The 19,530-nt window shown below is 47.5% G+C and carries 14 protein-coding genes and 1 tRNA gene; 6 read left to right on the forward strand and 9 right to left on the reverse strand.

All coding sequences use genetic code 11. The features are described 5' to 3' along the window. Positions 1 to 22: 22 nt before the first annotated feature. The 8 genes from AAGC78_RS04020 to queA form a co-directional block, all read right to left on the reverse strand. Positions 23 to 595, reverse strand: coding sequence for a TetR/AcrR family transcriptional regulator (locus tag AAGC78_RS04020; protein WP_435782749.1), 573 nt, complete (start codon positions 593 to 595; stop codon positions 23 to 25). Continuing rightward, positions 588 to 3,725: an efflux RND transporter permease subunit gene (locus AAGC78_RS04025; protein ID WP_435782750.1), complete on the reverse strand. Its 3,138-nt coding sequence runs from the start codon at positions 3,723 to 3,725 to the stop codon at positions 588 to 590. Before AAGC78_RS04025 ends, AAGC78_RS04020 begins: the two co-directional genes overlap by 8 nt. A gap of 5 nt (positions 3,726 to 3,730) precedes the next feature. After that, complete coding sequence (locus AAGC78_RS04030) at positions 3,731 to 4,975, reverse strand: efflux RND transporter periplasmic adaptor subunit (RefSeq protein ID WP_435782891.1); 1,245 nt, start codon at positions 4,973 to 4,975, stop codon at positions 3,731 to 3,733. A 162-nt stretch (positions 4,976 to 5,137) separates the two neighbouring features. Continuing rightward, positions 5,138 to 7,147: a hybrid sensor histidine kinase/response regulator gene (locus tag AAGC78_RS04035; RefSeq protein ID WP_435782751.1), complete on the reverse strand. Its 2,010-nt coding sequence runs from the start codon at positions 7,145 to 7,147 to the stop codon at positions 5,138 to 5,140. Between the two features lie 128 nt (positions 7,148 to 7,275). After that, positions 7,276 to 8,439 (reverse strand): protein translocase subunit SecF, encoded by a 1,164-nt coding sequence (gene secF / locus AAGC78_RS04040; protein WP_435782752.1) that lies wholly within the window; start codon positions 8,437 to 8,439, stop codon positions 7,276 to 7,278. 12 nt (positions 8,440 to 8,451) lie between these two features. After that, complete coding sequence (gene secD / locus AAGC78_RS04045) at positions 8,452 to 10,335, reverse strand: protein translocase subunit SecD (protein WP_435782753.1); 1,884 nt, start codon at positions 10,333 to 10,335, stop codon at positions 8,452 to 8,454. A gap of 179 nt (positions 10,336 to 10,514) precedes the next feature. Beyond that, complete coding sequence (gene tgt / locus AAGC78_RS04050; protein WP_435782892.1) at positions 10,515 to 11,636, reverse strand: tRNA guanosine(34) transglycosylase Tgt; 1,122 nt, start codon at positions 11,634 to 11,636, stop codon at positions 10,515 to 10,517. Between the two features lie 62 nt (positions 11,637 to 11,698). Then, entirely contained in the window at positions 11,699 to 12,793 is a 1,095-nt protein-coding gene (gene queA, locus AAGC78_RS04055) for a tRNA preQ1(34) S-adenosylmethionine ribosyltransferase-isomerase QueA (RefSeq protein ID WP_435782754.1), read from the reverse strand. A 308-nt stretch (positions 12,794 to 13,101) separates the two neighbouring features. On the opposite strand from queA, the gene AAGC78_RS04060 reads away from it, so the two are divergent. The 6 genes from AAGC78_RS04060 to AAGC78_RS04085 all read left to right on the forward strand — a co-directional run bounded on the left by AAGC78_RS04060 (position 13,102) and on the right by AAGC78_RS04085 (position 18,527). Beyond that, positions 13,102 to 13,187 (forward strand) — tRNA-Leu (locus AAGC78_RS04060). 699 nt (positions 13,188 to 13,886) lie between these two features. Then, positions 13,887 to 14,456, forward strand: a complete 570-nt coding sequence (locus AAGC78_RS04065; RefSeq protein WP_435782893.1) for a hypothetical protein — start codon at positions 13,887 to 13,889, stop codon at positions 14,454 to 14,456. Positions 14,457 to 14,473: 17 nt separating this feature from the next. Further along, positions 14,474 to 15,385 carry a hypothetical protein gene (locus tag AAGC78_RS04070; protein ID WP_435782755.1) on the forward strand — a complete coding sequence of 304 codons (912 nt, stop codon included), beginning with the start codon at positions 14,474 to 14,476 and terminating at the stop codon, positions 15,383 to 15,385. Between the two features lie 517 nt (positions 15,386 to 15,902). Next, positions 15,903 to 16,226: a ferredoxin FdxA gene (gene fdxA / locus AAGC78_RS04075; RefSeq protein WP_435782756.1), complete on the forward strand. Its 324-nt coding sequence runs from the start codon at positions 15,903 to 15,905 to the stop codon at positions 16,224 to 16,226. A 194-nt stretch (positions 16,227 to 16,420) separates the two neighbouring features. After that, the gene (locus AAGC78_RS04080; protein ID WP_435782757.1) at positions 16,421 to 17,419 is read left to right on the forward strand and encodes a hypothetical protein; all 999 of its coding nucleotides are present in this window, start codon (positions 16,421 to 16,423) and stop codon (positions 17,417 to 17,419) included. Between the two features lie 16 nt (positions 17,420 to 17,435). After that, complete coding sequence (locus AAGC78_RS04085; RefSeq protein WP_435782758.1) at positions 17,436 to 18,527, forward strand: CARDB domain-containing protein; 1,092 nt, start codon at positions 17,436 to 17,438, stop codon at positions 18,525 to 18,527. 95 nt (positions 18,528 to 18,622) lie between these two features. Here the strand turns inward: AAGC78_RS04085 and AAGC78_RS04090 are convergent, their stop codons facing one another. Further along, positions 18,623 to 19,231 carry a hypothetical protein gene (locus AAGC78_RS04090; protein ID WP_435782759.1) on the reverse strand — a complete coding sequence of 203 codons (609 nt, stop codon included), beginning with the start codon at positions 19,229 to 19,231 and terminating at the stop codon, positions 18,623 to 18,625. Between the last annotated feature and the right edge of the window lie 299 nt (positions 19,232 to 19,530).

Raw genomic sequence — 19,530 nt, forward strand, 5'->3', positions numbered from 1 at the left:
CGCCGTTTTTTTATTCAGATAATTATCTGGCGGGATGAATTGCAATCGAATCCCAACTGGCACGAATAATTCGCTCAAGCATTTCATCATCAACCACAACAAACCCCTGCAGCGATTTGCGAGCGATTTCAAAATAAGGCTCAAACGCCAGCGAGAACAAAATTTCATCGGGTAAATCTTTTAATGCTCTTTCATCGCGTCCACGAATAAAAAAAGTAAACAAAGGCTCAAGCACAACCTTGACCTCCTCGTGACGACTGCGCAACAAATCAGGCGGAAGATGATCAAACTGACCCTTGCTCAAAATAATCGCTGGCTGCTTCTTAAATAGCGACCAGAAATTACTGCACATTTGATGAAATTGTTGATACAAAGAAAGACCCCTGCCTGCCGTAACAAATACTTCCCGCCCGACAGTTTCAATAATCTGATCGTGCAATTTTTTTATCAGATCATCGCGATCCTCAAAATACAAATACACAGTACCTGTTGCTACACCTGCGTCTTTCGCAACATCCCTGATGGAGAAGCCGTGAAAACCACGGCTCGCCAACAGGTTTAAGGTTGAATCAAGAATAGTGTCGCACTTATTCATGACTCACCGGCTCATCTTGCTTCTTCGCAGGAAACCAACGGTGGGCCAAACGGAATACCACTACAAAAAATACCGGCACAAAGAAAATCGCCAATACCGTCGCCGAGAACATTCCACCAAACACACCAGTACCAATTGCGTTTTGGCTACCGGAACCTGCACCGGAACTGATTACCAATGGTGTCACACCGAGCATAAATGCAAGCGAGGTCATAATGATTGGACGCAAACGCATACGCACCGCTTCCATTGTTGCTTCAACCAATCCCATACCTTCTTCATAAAGGGATTTGGCAAACTCAACAATCAAGATCGCATTTTTTGCAGCCAAACCAATCGTGGTTAACAAGCCAACCTGGAAATAAACATCGTTGGACAAACCGCGACCCATCGCGAATAACACCGCACCGATAATCCCGAGTGGCACCACCAAAATTACGGCAAACGGAACCGACCAACTTTCATAAAGCGCAGCGAGACAGAGGAATACAATCAAAATCGACAACGCGTACAGCAGCGGTGCCTGATTGCCCGACTCACGCTCTTGCAACGACATTCCCGTCCACTGATAACCAATACCTTGCGGCAATTTTGCAATAATTTCTTCTGCAGCTAGCATCGCATCACCCGAGCTAACACCCGGAGCGCCCTGCCCGATCACGTTGACCGATGGCACACCGTTGTAACGCTCAAGCCGTGGTGAACCGTAAATCCAACGGCCAGAAGTAAATGCAGAAAATGGCACCATTTCATTTTGGTTGTTGCGCACGTACCAATGTTTTACATCTTCCGGCAGCATGCGATATTGCGCTTCACCTTGGACGTACACTTTTTTCACGCGCCCGTTATCGATGAAATCATTCACGTAAGATGCCGCCCAAGCGGTTGAGAAAATGCTATTCACATCCGACAAAGACACACCCAGTGCAGCAACTTTTTCCTGATTTACATCCAACTTGAATTGCGGATTATCTTCCTGACCATTAGGGCGCACGCCAACCAAACGCTGATCCTGGGATGCAGCACCTAAAAATTGATTGCGCGCATTCATCAATGCTTCATGACCCAAGCCACCCAAATCCTGCAACTGCAAATTGAATCCAGATGAAGTACCTAATTGCGTAATCGCAGGCGGAACAAACGGGAAAACCATCGCATCTTTAATTTGCGAGAATGCGCCCATCGCACGACCAGCAATACTTTGTACGTGCTGTGCATCATCTGTACGCTCACTCCAATCTCTCATGCCCACAAACGCGATACCGTTGTTTTGGCCGCGACCACTGAAACTGAAACCGATAACGGAGAACACAGAACGCACGCTGTCTTTTTCATTTTCCAGATAATGCTTTTCAATCTGGTCCATCACCACAATGGAGCGCTCTTTGGTTGCACCAACAGGCAAGGTCATTTGGGTAAACATAATGCCCTGATCTTCATCCGGCAAAAATGAACTCGGCAAACGCGTGAACAACAATCCCAGCACAATCACGATTGCGCCGTAGATCACCATGTAACGTTTGGTTTTACCCAACATCGAACCAACACCACTTTGGTATTTGTCAGTCGCGCGATTGAAATTGCGATTAAACCAACCAAAGAAACCACCTTTCTCGTAATGATCGTGTTTTACCGGCTTAAGTAAGGTTGCGCAGAGCGCCGGGGTCAAGGTCAAGGCCACAATCACCGACAACACCATCGCTGACACAATTGTGATCGAGAACTGGCGATAAATTACACCGGTCGATCCACCAAAAAATGCCATAGGCACAAACACCGCTGACAACACCAATGCAATACCAATCAATGCACCGGTAATTTGCTGCATGGATTTGCGCGTTGCTTCGCGCGGTGAAAGCCCATCTTCCGCCATTACCCGTTCGACGTTTTCCACCACCACAATCGCATCATCTACCAGCAAACCAATTGCCAGTACCATCGCAAACATTGTTAATGTATTGATGGAGAAACCAAATACCGACAAGATCGCAAAGGTACCGAGCAATACCACCGGCACCGCAATAGTAGGAATTAAGGTTGCTCGGAAATTTTGCAGGAACAAGTACATCACCAGGAACACCAAAATGATGGCCTCGATGAGTGTGTGTACTACCGCTTCAATCGAAAGCTTTACGAACGGCGTAGTGTCGTAGGGATAAACAATCTCCAAACCCTGCGGGAAAAAGCCCGAGAGTTCATCGATGCGTTTACGCACTGCGTCAGCAGTATCCAACGCATTTGCACCGGCCGCCAAAGTAATTGCAATACCCGCAGCAGGACGATTGTTGTACTCGGTTTCGAATTGATAGTTTTCACCACCCAGCTCAACACGCGCTACATCACCCAAACGAACTTGCGAACCGTCTTGATTAACACGCAGCAAAATATTGCGGAATTCTTCCGGCGTAGATAAACGCGTTTGCACCACAATACTGGCGTTAATTTGCTGACCGGGTAACGCTGGCGTACCACCTAACTCACCAGCAGCAATCTGCGCATTTTGCGCGCGAATTTGTGTTGCCACATCAACTGTGGTGAGGTTGTAAGTGGCAAGCTTGTTTGCATCCAACCAAATACGCATCGCATATTGCGAACCGAATAATTGAATTTGCCCTACACCGTTTACACGGCTCAATTGATCCTGAACGTTGGCAGCAACATAGTCGGCGATATCGTATTTATCCATCTTGCCATCGGAAGATACAAACCCGATAACCATCAAGAAACCAGCGGACGATTTGGTCACACGAATACCCTGCTGCTGCACTTCTTGCGGCAACAGCGGCATTGCGGTTTGCAATTTGTTTTGCACTTGAACTTGCGCGATATCCGGATCAGTTCCCGCAAGGAATGTCAGCGTCACTTCACCACGACCACTCGATTCACTGGTCGATGACATGTATTGAACATTGTCGATACCAGTGAGACCTTGCTCGATAATCTGAATTACCGTGTCTTGCACCGTTTGCGCAGATGCGCCAGGGTAAGTAGCAGAAATACTCACCGCAGGCGGTGCAACTTCTGGATACTGGGCGATGGGCAATTTGAAAATAGACAGCGCGCCCGCCAGCATAATAATGATGGAAATAACCCAGGCAAAAACCGGGCGATCAATAAAAAACCTCGCCATATCGATTACTCCTTGGTTTTGCTGTTAGCAGTTGCTGCAGCAGCTTTAGCGGGCGCGCCCGGTTTTACTTTTTGCAAACCTTCAACAATCACCTGGTCACCAACTGCCAAACCTTCCAGCACCAACCACTGATCACCTACCGAACGACCGGTTTTAATCGGGCGAACTTCAACCACGCCTTGTTTGTTAATTACCATCGCAGTTGCATTACCGGAACGGTCGCGCGCAACACCGCGATGTGGAGCAAGCAGTGCGTTGGTACGCACACCTTCTTCGAGCTGGGTACGCACAAACATACCTGGCAGCAACAAGCGATCCGGATTCGGGAATTGCGCGCGCAAGGTCACCGAGCCAGTGGTTTCATTTACGCCCACTTCGGCAAATTGCAAACTGCCTTCGTGCTCATACACTGAACCATCGTCCAACAACAAACGCACTTTAGCGGCATCAGCGACTGACACATCACCTTTAAGCATGTCGCGACGCAATTGCAGTAATTCTTCTGCGGATTGGGAAACATCGACGTAAATTGGATCAAGCTGCAAAATGTTCGCGAGCACATCTGCCTGCCCTGCACTCACCAACGCACCTTCAGTGACCGAAGATTTACTGATCACACCATCGATTGGTGCGAGCACTTTGGTGTATTTAAGGTTGATGCTTGCGGTCTGAACTGCAGCTCTGGCAGCCGCAACATTCGCCTTGGTCTGGCCAAAGTTGGCCAAGGCATCATCGTAATCCTGTTGGCTGATTGCTTTGGACGTATTCAAGTTTTTGTAGCGAGTTTCTTTCGCCATGGCCGCTGCATTATTCGCTTCTGCACGAGCTAACTCTGCTTGCGCACTGCTCAACGCTGCTTCGTAAGTGGCGGGATCGATTTGGTACAGCGGAGTGCCGGCTTTGATTTCAGCACCTTCCACGAACAGTCGCTTCTGGATAATACCGCTCACCTGCGGACGGACTTCCGCTTTGCGGTAGGCAGTAGTGCGACCCGGCAAATCCGCTTCTAATGGAACATCCGAAGCCTTCAACGTGACAACACCGACTTCAACGGGTGCGGGTGCTGCCGCTTGCGGGGTTTTGCTATCGCAGGCAGAAAGCGCAAATCCCATGATTCCTATGGCAAACACTGCCCTATACCGATTGACTGCGAACATGGTGAACTCCTTAAACGCGCGAATGCGAGACATGAAAATAGTAATAGAACGCCGTGGCTTGCTGAAAAGCCACCAAACAAGAAAATGAACAATTGTTCATTGAGTGATAATAAGCCGCAAATGTTGCAAAACCATCAACATTTGCAATTGTTAACGAATGTGCTTAAAGCATGGACATTGGGCTGGTTAAAAGCGAACAGCGGAGAGAAAAAACTGGCGCCAAAATCGCTGGCGCCGTGGAATAGATGACAAAAATCAATTGTCTTTCAACAACTTATTGAACACGTCGATCAAACGATGAATATCGACCGGTTTGGTGAGATAGTCAAAAAAGCCCGCTTTACGGCCTCGCTCGACATCGTAAGGCATCGCATTAGCAGATAATCCCACAACGGGAATTTCACGAGTATCCGGGTCATTTTTCAACACCCCAAGAACATCGTAACCATCCATACCCGGCAGGTTAATATCCAGGATTATTAAATCCGGTCGCAGGCTACGAGCCTTGTAAATACCCAAAAACGCCTCTTCCGCAATTTCCAAATCCAGCTGCGGGTAGCGCGCAAAAATTTGCTGTAATAAACGGATATTGGTCGGATTGTCTTCCACGTATAGCACTTTGCAATTGCGCTGCACATTGAGCACCGCAGGGGTGTAGTCTTTATTCGATGTATGGCGGGCAATTGAATCAGTATTCCATTCAGTAGCCATGGGGAAATCGATCCAGAACGTTGTTCCTATCCCCTCAGTACTGGTGAAATCGAGACGCCCGTGCATCATCTCCACCAACTGCTTAGTGATAACCAAGCCCACACCAGAGCCTTCAATACTGGTATTTTCAGCACTCAAGCGATTGAACGGCTGAAACACCTCACCCTGGCGCTGCAATGGAATCCCACGGCCGGTATCACGTACACTGATGCGCAATAGCTGCCCCGGTTGCGCCACCAGCTTCACCTCAACCTCACCACCAACATGATTATATTTGACGGCATTGCTCAGCAAATTTAACAGGGCTTGTTTGAAGCGAACATGGTCGGCAATCACATAGGTATTGGAGAATTCTGCTAGCGACGACGACAGGCGAATACCCTTTGCATCAGCTTGTGGCTGAACCAAAGTAAAACACTCAGTAATGAGTCGCGATACCAATACTGGCTCAAGCGAAACCGTCATATTGCCCGATTCAATTTTGGCGAGATCCAATACATCGTTAATCAACTGCAGCAAATGCTCGCCCGCTTTGCGGATTTCGCGCACATTCTCCACTTGCTGGGATTTCAAATTACCGTCGTATTCGAACAGTTGGGTGTAGCCAAGAATCGCATTGAGCGGCGTGCGCAATTCGTGACTCATGCTGGACAAAAATTCTGATTTTGCGCGGTTGGCTTTTTCCGCCAGCTCCTTCGACTGGATTACGCGCTCCTCGGCACGCTTTACCTCAGTGATATCCATATTGCTGCCCGACATCATTATCGGCTGGCCCTTCTCATTAAATACGGCGCGACCGCGACCGCGAATCCAGCGGATATCCCCTTGGGTACTGATGAGCCGGTATTCCACATCAAACGGTGAACGCCCGGCCATGTGTTCAACCAAAGCGCTATCGAATTTGGATAAATCCTGCGGGTAAATATGTTTGCGCCAAATTTTTAAGCGGTCTTCACCTTCGGTGAGCACATCGTCCAGATCGTCGTAACCCAATAACTCCCAGCAGCGGTGAGAGAAATGAAATCCGCCCCGATCCGCGTACCATTCCCAAATACCATCACTGGAGGCCTGGATAATACGCACCTGACGCGCCTCACTCTCGCGCAACGCAGCCTCTACTTTTTTAATTTCGGTGATATCGAAATTCACGCCCGACATAATCATGGCGTGACCATGTTCATCGCGCAGGGAATCGGCACGCACTTGCGTCCAAATATAATCACCGTGCTTGGTTCTGATGCGATAGGAAACATCGAGCGGTTTGCCGCTGCGCAAATGCTGACGCGTAGCCTCTATTGCAAATTCGCGGTCGTCGGGATGCATAAACGTAAGCACTTTTGAGGAGTCGCTAATACTTTCAGCATCCTCCGGCCCATAACCCAAGCGCTCCCAAAATCCACCCGACCACTCAATGTGCTGGGTCTGTAGATCCCACTCCCAAAAACCATAGCCGCTACCATTAAAGATGCGCTGGAAACGACCAACAGTGGCGCGCAACAATTCAAGGTTATCGCTTTGCTGCAAGGCTGGGCTAAAACTGATGTGCTCGATCATAGGAATTATTGGTGAATGGGGAATTTGGTTGGACGATACCCGAGATGCAGCGAATGCACAATTGCCCTAACTCACAAACAAAAACAGCGCCCTTCGGCGCTGTTTTTGGATACATCACGAACAGGGAATCATGGAGAAAGGTCAGCGCCTTCTTCACCCTCTTTCGGACGTGGCATCAAGTCTTCTTTGGAGATCCCCATTGCCACAGTCACGTTTGCAGCGATGTAGATAGAAGAGAAACAGCCAAACACTACACCGATCATCATCGCCTTGGAGAAGCCAGACAACAATTCACCACCGAAGATGTAGAGCACCGCCATTACCAAAAACACGGTAACGTGAGTCATCAACGAACGGCCTAGCGTTTGGGTCATGGAAATATTTACGATTTCGATTGGATCCATCGCACGCAACTTGCGGAAGTTTTCACGGATACGGTCAAAAATTACGATGGTATCGTTAATCGAATAACCAATCAGCGCAATGATTGCCGCCAATACAACAAGATCGAAATCCCACTGGAAGAAAGTAAAGCATGCAAGCGTTACAAGAGTAACGTGCACCAAACCTACCAATGCGCCAACCGAAAACTTCCATTGGAACTGCACAGCAACGTATAAAAACACCAAGCCGAATGCAAACAGGATTCCCAAACCGCCGCTATCGCGCAACTCGTCTCCGATCTGTGGACCTACAGACTCACTACTACGTAGCTTGATTGAAGCACCAGTTTCGGTTTGCAACTTTTTCAGAAGTGCTTGACTGTAAACCAATTCCAAACCTTTCTCGACAGCGACAGTAGTGTAAGCATCGCGCTGACCGATAATCGTACGACCAAAACGCTCTGCGTCAAAAATATTGGCTTGGGTAATTTGTTCAGGCGTTACATTGCTGATAACAATAACATCAACAAAGCCATCTTGTTCGCGTGTTGGACGAGCCACTTCAAACAACGCAGCACCATTACCCAACTTTGCAATCTCAGCAGTAATCAGTTCGCGCCCTTTTACCGACATCTGATCCTGGGTGCGAATCATTACGTCGCGATCACTACCAAATGTCACTGCAACCGGCGCGTGAAGTTTTTCCTCTTCAAGTACATGCCGAACTTTCGCCAAATCTGCAGGCTGGTCAAACTGCACTTCAAGCTGCGTACCACCGGTAAAATCCAAGCCAAACTTGAATCCTTGAAACACGATAGATGCAATAGCCAGAATTGCGACAACTATTGAGAACGCATTCGTGTATTTACGAATGCCCATAAAATCAATAACTTTTAATTCATAAGCCATGGTCGCGCTCTCTTATATGGAAATTTTTTGCAGATTTTTTTGGCGACCATATACCAGGTTCGCCAACGCACGGCTCACCATGATGGAGGTGATCATGGAAGTAACCAGACCAATCCACAATGTGATCGCAAAACCTTTAATCGGGCCAGTACCTACAGCGAACAAAATAATTGCCACAATCATCGTGGTCAGGTTCGCATCGAGAATCGTAATAAACGCGCGCTCATATCCGGTGTAAATCGCTTGCTGCGGTGAAGCACCGTTACGCAATTCTTCACGTATCCGCGAATAGATAAGTACGTTCGCATCCACCGCTACCCCCATGGTTAACACGATACCCGCAATACCTGGCAAGGTCAGGGTTGCACCGAACATCGACAACACGGTCATCAGCAGAAGTACGTTAATGGCAAGTGCGATGTTGGCGAAGATACCGAACACGCGGTAGAACACCATCATAAAGATGAACACCATGATCAGCGCCCAGATACAAGACTCAACACCTTTCTTGATGTTATCCGCACCGAGTGATGGACCAATGGTTCGCTCTTCAACAAAGTGCATAGGCGCAGCAAGCGCACCGGCACGCAGCAAGAGAGCAAGTTCAGCCGCTTCACCCGGTTGATCCAAACCGGTAATACGGAATTGGATACCCAAGGCGCTTTGGATGGTGGCCAAACTAATTACTTTACGCTCGATGTATTGCGTTGCTTTTTCAACATCTTCACCAGCCGCATTTTTTACAATTTGCGTACGGGTTTTGTATTCGATAAACAAAATCCCCATTTGACGGCCAACGTTGTTGCGCGTCACGCGGTTCATTTTGGTTCCGCCGAGGTTATCGAGAGTGATGTTTACTTGCGGCTGGTTGGTTTCCGGATCGAAGCTGCTCTTCGCATCGGTAACGCTATCACCAGTAACGATAAGTTGTTTTTCCAACACAGCATTACCACGCTGCATTTGCATCAACTCATCTTTGAAAGGAAATTCTTCTTTGTTAGAAACCAAAGTGTCAGGCGATGCGCCCAAACGGAATTCAAGGTTTGCGGTTTTACCGATAACGCGTTTTGCTTCAGCTGGATCTTGCACACCGGGCAACTGCACAATAATACGGTTGCGGCCCTGACGCTGTACGATTGGTTCAGATACACCCAATTCATTTACGCGGTTACGCAGGGTCACCAGGTTTTGGTTGAGTGCGTAATCTTCAATTTCTTTAACAGCCGCTTCACTCAGCGTAGCGATAAATGAAAACTCGGTTGCATCAGCAGCTGCATTTTGTTTTACAAACTGCATGCCTGGGTAATCACCGCGCAATGCGCTGATCGCCTCATCAACAGATTCTTGTGCACGGAAACGCGCAACGATTTGATTGTCTTTATTCGCCACAATCGATGAATAACGCAATTTCGCTTTGCGCAATTTATCTTTCATATCGTCAGCACTGATCAACTGACGCTTGGCTACTGCCGATTCGCTATCAACTTCCAGCAAAAAGTGCACACCACCTGCGAGGTCCAAACCTAATTTCATCGGCGCAGCACCCAGTGCCTGCAGCCAGCCCGGAGTGGTCGATGCACTGTTCAATGCAACGATATAACCATCACCCAGTGCACGTTGGATAGTTGTACGGGCAAGCATTTGCGCTTCATGGCCCTTCACGCGAACCATTGCGGAATGACCATCTGACTCAGCACCAAAGTACTCGATATTGGCATCTTTCAGCGCTTGCTCAATACGGGTTTGCACAGCCGCATCGATCACTTTTGCACTGGAGTCACCTGATACCTGTACCGCCGGATCAGGAATATAAATATTAGGAATCGAATAAATAAAGCCTATTGCCGTCAGAGCGATCAGCATCAGGTACTTCCACAGCGGGTAGCGATTTAGCATATATATTTCCCAACTTATTAACGGCGGGTTTTGAAGTCGTTTCGATTCGCTGTACCGCTCAAATCGTGTACTTTAATTCGCCTTACTTTTCTACGTGCACACAATCAAATTGCTGACTGCGGTATGGCCTAGGGCGCCGGATTATACCCTTTAATTCGCTGACAACAACGGCGAAGCGATCATTGTGGGGGCGCCGGCGGAACTTCCAACCCTTGACGACCATAAAAATCTGCCAAAAATGCGTCAAAAGTGTTATCGCTCAATGCTTTACGTATATCCGCCATGATCCGCTGGTAGTAGCGCAAGTTGTGAATAGTATTAAGTTGCGCTCCCAACATCTCATTACATTTATCCAGATGGTGAAGATACGAGCGGGAGAAGTTTTTGCAGGTGTAGCAGTCGCATTGAGGATCGAGCGGGCCAGTATCTTCGCGATACTTGGCATTGCGCAGTTTGACAACACCCTCACTGGTAAATAAATGGCCGTTGCGCGCGTTACGGGTGGGCATTACGCAGTCAAACATGTCCACTCCGCGGCGCACACCTTCGACCAAATCTTCCGGCTTGCCCACGCCCATCAAATAGCGCGGTTTGTGCTTGGGCATTTGCGGGGTGAGACTTTCAAGGATACGCAGCATATCCTCTTTAGGTTCGCCGACCGACAGGCCGCCAATCGCATAACCATCAAAACCAATTTCGACCAAACCGGTCAGGGATTCGGTGCGCAGGTTCTCGTACATTCCGCCCTGCACAATACCGAACAATGCAGACGGGTTATCGCCATGGGCAACTTTGGAACGCTTGGCCCAACGCAGCGACAACTCCATTGAATCGCGTGCTTCATGAATGGTTGCCGGATAAGGCGTGCATTCATCAAAAATCATCACAATGTCCGAACCCAAATCCCGCTGCACTTGCATGGATTCTTCAGGCCCCATAAACACTTTGCTGCCGTTGATAGGCGATTTAAAAGTTACACCGTCTTCAGTGATCTTGCGCAACTTGCCCAAGCTGAATACCTGGAAACCACCGGAATCAGTGAGGATAGGCCCTTTCCATTGCATAAAATCGTGGAGATCACCGTGAGCCTTGATCACCTCGGTGCCGGGGCGCAACATCAAGTGGAAAGTGTTGCCCAGAATAATGTGCGCACCTATATCTTCTACATCGCGCGGGGTCATGCCCTTCACGGTGCCGTAAGTTCCTACAGGCATAAATGCCGGAGTCTCGACTGTGCCGCGCGGAAACTTCAAACGGCCACGACGCGCCCTGCCCGTCTGGCTATCTAATTCAAATTCCATAAAACATTGGTTAGTCACGATCTTCTCTCTGGCTTCTGCTACATGAGGTTAAGGAAAAGGTATTAGCTGGACGAGCCCACAGCCTGCCCCACCGGTTGTTGTGCAGCGGCGGGATTGCGGGTGATAAACATGGCATCGCCATAACTGAAAAAACGGTATTGCTGTGCAACCGCTTCCTTGTAAGCCGCCATGGTAAAACCATAACCGGCGAAGGCCGATACCAACATAATCAATGTCGATTCCGGCAAATGAAAATTAGTTACCAATGCATCCACTACCTGGAATTGGTAACCGGGATAAATAAAAATACTGGTCTCACCCTGATAGGGATGTATCGCACCTTTTTGCACGGCATCCGCATAACCTTGCGCAGCAGATTCCAAACTGCGCACGCTGGTAGTACCCACGGCGATAACGCGTTTGCCCGCCGCCTTGGTTGCGCGCACCAACTCACACACCTCGGCCGACACATCCATAATTTCCGAATGCATCTGGTGCTCGGCAATATTATCGACGCGCATATTCTGGAAAGTCCCTGCCCCCACATGCAAGGTCACAAACGCCGTGTTCACGCCTTTTGCACGCAACTGCTCCAGCATCAATTCATCAAAATGCAGACCGGCAGTCGGCGCCGCAACTGCGCCCTGCTCTTTGCTATACACGGTTTGATAACGCTCGCGGTCAGCGGCAACATCATCGCGGTCTATATAAGGAGGCAATGGCATGTGGCCAATACGATCCAAAACCACCAAGGCCGAATCGTCGCCAAGGAATTCCCACTCAAACAAAGCATCGTGACGGGCAACCAATTGCACGCGGGTGCCGTCCTGCAAGATAACCTGTGAATCCACTTTCGGGGATTTGCTGGCGCGGGTATGAGCGAGCACACGGCGATTATCCAGCGCCCGCTCCACCAAAATTTCAACCTGCCCGCCCGATGTTTTCTGGCCAAACAGGCGCGCGGGAATCACACGGGTATTGTTAAACACCATCAAATCACCCGGCTCAACCAGATTGAGCAGATCGGGAAATTGCCCATGGGTAAGCTGCCCGCTCAGGCCATCCAACTGCAATAAACGACTGCCCCGTCGCTCTGCAGCGGGTGCACGGGCAATAAGGGAATCGGGCAAATCGTAAGAAAAATCCTGGCGGCGCATAACAATCAAACAGCTTCAAAGGGAATGGCGTGGAAAAGGTCGGCAGGGTAACCCAATTTAGGGCTGTTGCAAAATCAAGCGCATCGGACTTGCTCCGATTTAATAAAAAGGCGCCGGATTTTGAATCCGTTGCCTCTATTGACTGGTCTTGTAAGTAACTTAGCTCAAAGCTAGCCGCAAAGAGTTAAGCAATTTTTGACCAAATTGCCTAGTAAATGCACCAACTCGATTATCAAAACACCGCTTTATAAAGTTTTCGTAATAAGTGTTTGACACACAGGCGCAAATCATTAAAATGCGCACCACTCGCCAGTGTGGCGGAATTGGTAGACGCACCGGATTCAAAATCCGGCGCCCTTAAAGCGTGTCGGTTCGAGTCCGACCACTGGCACCAAATCCGAAAGGGCTTACAGAAATGTAAGCCCTTTTTTATTGCCTGAAATTTGGGTGTAATAATCCTGCAGGTGGGTGCTTTTATTTCCCTCTCATCTAAAGGCCCTCATCACCCACTTTTTATTGAATCTGCGCGTCACTTTCGTTCAATACGCTTCACCCTTTGAACTGACTATTTCATGTAACCCGCAGCATCCATGCTGGTTTGCTTCAAAACCCTATCTCACAAATTCAAATTTTTTACGGAAGCCGCAGGTCGAGGAGGAGTGATTTTTCCGCCCCAAGAGCATGCCCTGATATTTTTCAGGGCGGTATACTGGTCAAAAATCGCGCGAGGGGCATTACATGTGCGGATACACGAACTGCAAGAAGCCTGTTTCATACAATTTGGAAATTTTTTATGACATCGTATTACCACTACACATCTGCGGAGGGATTAAAGGGAATAATTTGCTCGCAAAAGTTGAGAGCTACAGATATACGCTTTTTGAATGACTATAGAGAGTTTAACGAAGGGTTAACTCACGCCTTAACGAGACTCAACGAGTTGTCCATAAATGCGGAGGGAGACTCTCCTGAGGAAGCTGATTCACTTCGACACTTTTACTCGAGACTAGCCACTCTTGTCGAACTAGAAGGTTTGCGTACGCATTCGTTTGTCACATCTTTTACAGACAAAAAAGACAACCTCAGACAGTGGATGTCGTACGGGAAAATGAATGCCTCTTATTGCATTGGATTCAAGTCAGATTTTTTTGATGCGCTTAAAGGCAAACTTTCAACAACACCAACCTCGGGTTTATCTTACGCATTTGAAAAGGTTAGCTATGAAGGACATCAACACGTAAATTCAATCATTGCCATTGAGAATATAATACTCAGAATTGACGCCGCGATCAGCGGCAATGATGTTGACAACGACGAACTCATGGACGATTTTGCTTCAAAGTTAGTTGATGAAATGATAGAAAAAATAATGTTTGCAGCTTGTGCAATTAAGCCAAAGGAATTCACTGATGAATCTGAGTCTCGTTTAATTTTTCTAACAAATGAGGCGAAAATCGCCCCTCAGAATATTCAAATATGCGAACGCTCCGGAATTCTGATACCATTTATCGATTTTGAATTTGATTACGAGTGGATTGAGGAAATTATAATCGGCCCAAATATACAAACAGATCTAGCTCAAAAAGGCTTAGAGTCTCTTCTTAAGTCGAAAGGAATCAACTGTAAAGTAACTCCGACTACTTGTACGCTTCGCCAATTTTAAATCGAATGGAATAAAAAATGACTAAAAAGGCCGCTGCCGCAGACAATACCGAAGCCGAACCCCCTGTAAGTAGCAAGTTGCCCACCTGCGGGATCGTGATGCCCATATCACCAATCGACGGGTGTGAGATGGGTCATTGGCAAGAGGTACGAGGGATTCTGGAAGATGCTATTAGCACCGCTGGATTCATCCCCAATTTAGTTAGTGACGCAAATGAGAGCGGAGTAATCCAACAACGCATTATTAAAAACCTGTACCAAAATGAAATGGTTATTTGTGATATCAGCGGCAAAAACGCAAACGTAATGCTGGAACTTGGTGTCCGACTCGCTTTTGATAAACCAACGATTATTCTTAAAGACAGTTCCACTTCGTTTTCTTTTGACATTTCACCTATAGAACATCTTATTTACCCTAGAGATCTTCGATTTGGTGAAATAGTAAAATTTAAAAATTTATTGGCTGAAAAAATTACAGCTACCTACAAAGCATCAAAAAACGATCCAAATTATAAGTCGTGGTTAAATCACTTTGGGGACATCAACGCAGTCCAGATTGAACAGAAGGAAATAACCCCAACACAGGCAATCGCTGACCAACTTCGCATTTTGACTTCTGAGATTGCCAGCCTAAAAAGCCCTAAGACTGTAGCGCAGAGATATTTTGACAAATTACGAGTGGATCACCTACTCCCATCTGAGCAAAGTCCTCGAGCGTATGCACCTCGAACCTTTAAGCTGAGCGCATTAACTGACCAAAATGCAGATAAACTAATTTCTGAAATACTACCAATACAGGGGGTTTGGGCTGCCTCGCATAAAAGACATGGAGACATGAGCACAATTGTAGTAGATATCACCCCATATTCAGACCTCTCACCAGTGGTTGAAGTTATGCTCCGATATGCAAGTCACCTTGAACATGATTAGCCGATAGACAAAAGCTCACGAAGCTTAACAGCGAAAAAAGGCGGCCAACTGGCCGCCTTTTTTATTTGTCACTTTTACTGACTAACTTTTTTCCTTCAAAATCACATGTAAACCTTGAATCCTTTTGACCGATTTCCATTTTACATGTTGCATCATTCAGGACGTTAAGCGCTTGCAGTGTTCCGCCCCCCCCTGAAGCGGTAAAATTAAAAACATCACAATCATCATACTTTTTTCATCTCGGCTCAGCTCCATTTCTAGTGTTTGCGTATTGGCTTTAGTTGTGAATTGCCAAGATTCTTTCTCCTGTTATCACGCTCAACCATTTCCAATACCTCGCGTACTGAACTACAACCCATCCAAATGTATTACCGTTATTAGCGTATGGAACGCGTGATATCTCGCTTACCGAAGAGCATTATCCACAAAACCGATAACATATATATAAACAATCCGTTTTACTGATACAGGCAATTTTCCCTAAAGTAGCCACATACAGCTACTTAAGGATCTACCCATGGCATTTGTGGTTACAGAGAATTGCATTAACTGCAAGCACACGACTTGTGTGGAGGTTTGTCCGGTTGATGCGTTTCGGGAGGGGCCGAACTTTCTGGTGATTGATCCGGATGAGTGTATCGACTGCAACTTGTGCCCGGTCGAGTGCCCTGCGAATGCGATTTTTGAGGAGGATGAAGTGCCGGAAGACCAGCGGCATTTTATCAAGCTTAACGCTGAGCTAGCGCAGAGCTGGCCGGCGATTGCGGTGAGGATTGATGCTTATCCTGATTATGAAAAATGGGATGGAGTTGAAAACAAATTGGCGTTGCTTGAGCGTTAACGCGAATTCGATTCAGCGGTTCGCAGCTGCCTCGCTGTGAAAAATTACCCAAACACCAAGGCACTATTTCCTCGAACACGAACGAACACACCTCTACTATAGCAACCAGAACATTAAGGATTCTCAATGTTCTTGAGCAGGCCTAGCTAACATTTACCTGGGCCGTGTTGTTAACCACTAGAAGGAGTTTCGTTATGAAGCCGCAATTATTATTGAGGCTGGCAACAGCCTGTTCCCTTTTTCTCTCCAGCCATACCTTGCTCGCACACAGTGCCGCCGATGCCCCCGAAGGTGGCTTGCGTGAACTGGTAGCCCAGAGCGCAGCAATCGCTTACGGCAAAGTCATTGATATCGAATACCGCAATTCCGAACCCACCCGCGAAGAGCCCAAAGGCGTACCACATACATTTGTGACTTACGAAATTGGCAAAGTATTTCGCGGTTACCTGCCCGAAAAAATTACCTTGCGCGTTCCCGGTGGTGCTGATGGTAGCGGTGGTGTTTACACCGAAACCACTGCGCCAACATTTGCACGCGGTGAAGCAGACGTTTTGTTTATTCCCGGTGGTGGAGCTGGCGATTGCCAATTGGTAGATTGTGTTGAAGGCCGTTTCCGTGTTGTTGATGAGCGTATTTATAGCGGATTTGGTGTACCGCTAGTCGCCGCAGAAAAAACCTTGGAGTTCGGCGGCAAACCACGCTTTGAATTAAACACCATGGAAGTGCCCCGCCCTGCATTCGACAAAGTAATCAAACAACCGGACGCCGCACGCTTTATTGAAGCAAATAAAATCGATAGCAAAGGCTTGGAAGAACTTCGCAAGAAATACGAAGCAGAAGCACCTGCACTCTATCGCATTAACATGAATGTCGAGGGTTACACCAAACCGGATGATTATTCAGGCGAAGCACCAGCAAGTATTGTTAAAAAATATCGCGAACCGTTGATTACCGATGAGTTTTTTAAACTGATCGAACACTTCAATGCTGAACTGGGTCAACCGGATTCACGCGTGGTATTGGCTAGTGCAAAACAGGCATTTACCGTGAAGCCACCAGTGGCTGAATTGATGAAAGAAGTGGCTGTAACGACGCCAAAACCCAGCGCCGAGGAAATCGAATTCCTTAAACAGTCGGATGAGTCTGTTCGCAAAACCGCGACTGTTACTAGCGCACCATTAACCGTTAAGTAATATAGGGAGACATATCATGTTACGGTTTAAATTATTAATTACATCGTTAATTGTATTGCTGGCCCAACCAGCACTGAGTGCATCCTGGTTAGAGTGTAATAGCGACAGCGCCAAGAAATTGCGCTGGGGCGGTAACTCCACTACTGCACGAATTAATACTATTAGTTTTTCCGGTAGCAATCTCACTGCTGCATTGCGCGGCATAGCAGCGACCAACGCCAACCCATCGCCTTTTGTGGTGAACACTGTTACTGAAACTGGTGGTGTAAGCAGAGGCAACGGCCAAAACGAAGTGTACGCAAAAGATATTTCACCACCGGGCGTAGCGCAAATGAATTACCACTGCTATTGGTTCTTCGGCTGGCACTACGGGTTGGATGAGGTGGACATTGTGTTGGATTCATCGCGCAGCTGGACCAGCTCTACCGCCAAAAGCGCCAACTTTGCCTACACAGGAACTGCACTGCCAATTGATGCAGTAATCAATCACGAAGCAGGCCACTTCCTCGGTTTGATGCACGTTAATTGGGAATACAACGTGATGGGCGATTCATGGCGTCATCACCATACCAATGGCACAGTCGCAAACACCTATTTTGGTGAAGATGCATCACACGGTTCACGTGTTCTGTATGGCAATCAAGCGAGTACATTTAACGATGTATCCGTCAGCCACTGGCGTCGTACCGGAGCCGATGGTGAATACTCAAGCCACGACCGCGTACGTATCCGCAACAGTGCAGACACTGCGACCTTAACCTCAATCACCATCGTCGGCGAGCCAGGTTTCCGTGTAACACGCGGCACCACAGTGCGCCCTGAGTTCACGCTGGAGAACAATGGCAAAACTACGCAAAGCAATATCAGTTTTGGTATTTATGTCTCTACCAATGATTTCATTAGCACTAGCGACAGAAGAATTGGCGGTGGTACTTTTGGTTCACTCAGCCCGGAAGATGTACTTACCACCACAGTGGCGGCCGCAATTCCGAAGGACTTGGTAGTCGGGCAAAATTATTGGCTTGGCATTATCATCGACGAGAAAAATGAAATCTCCGAGACCAATAACACCAACAACATGGCTTATATTCCAATGCGGATTCAATAAGCTGGCACTACTCGTATCATGCACGTGTAAAAAAACCGCCGACACAGGAGTGTGTCGGCGGTTTTTTATTAACCCAAAATTTATTCGCCAGCTATTTATCTCACCTGCGGTGACATCCACTCAACTACATCGTTGCTCAGGTCACGCAAACATTTTCGCGTTGCCGAGCATACTGTTGTACCAGTGTTACCTAAATCCATCACATTGGACGATGGAGTAAATTCGTTGAGGGTCACAATTGCACAGGTATGCTTCGCAGTAATCATCTCCTCGCCTTTTATTAAAGCGGCAGTCACCTGAACTTTGGGTAACGACATAGTTTGCTTCACACCAAATTGACGATCCTGCCCGCCCAATACCAGCTGCTCAATATCGATCGCCAATACCGGAATCACGCCGTTGCGGATTTTGTCGGCAGTAGCCACCGCTTCAAGCCTGATACCACCGCCCTGTGCGCGTTCAACCAGGTTACTCACCAGAACTTTATCTATCTCACAAGGAAATTCAGACTGCTTATATTTGTAGCCCTTTACATTGAAACCAATGTTTTGGTTGACGTACACCAAAGGTGCATTGGCGCCCAAGGGAGCAGGCTCCGATTGCGCGGTCGCAAGCAATGAGGATATAAAGAGTAACGGAGAAGCTAATAAAGAGATGAGCAATGATAGTTTTATAGGTGCAAACTTTATCTGTAAGAGTTTCATAGCCTTACCTTTTATGTTGGTGATGCAGTTTATAGTGCTGATGTAATGGCACACCCACCGGTAACTCACAGGATGTGTGTGAGATGAATATATTGCAAATGGCGATGAAAACACTGACCATACAAAAACCTCATGCTTACCTTTTGCTTACCAAATTTTTCCATTTAAAAATCAATAAGATAGAAAATTTTTAAACGCGCACTTTACTTGTATTCGCCAGTCCTTTTCTTGCAAAATTATACCCATGGTCGCGCCTTGCCGTGCGAATCGCGACCCAGGCAACTAATAAGAAAAACTTA

The sequence above is a fragment of the Cellvibrio sp. genome (genome assembly GCF_039207905.1).
GTDB lineage: Bacteria > Pseudomonadota > Gammaproteobacteria > Pseudomonadales > Cellvibrionaceae > Cellvibrio.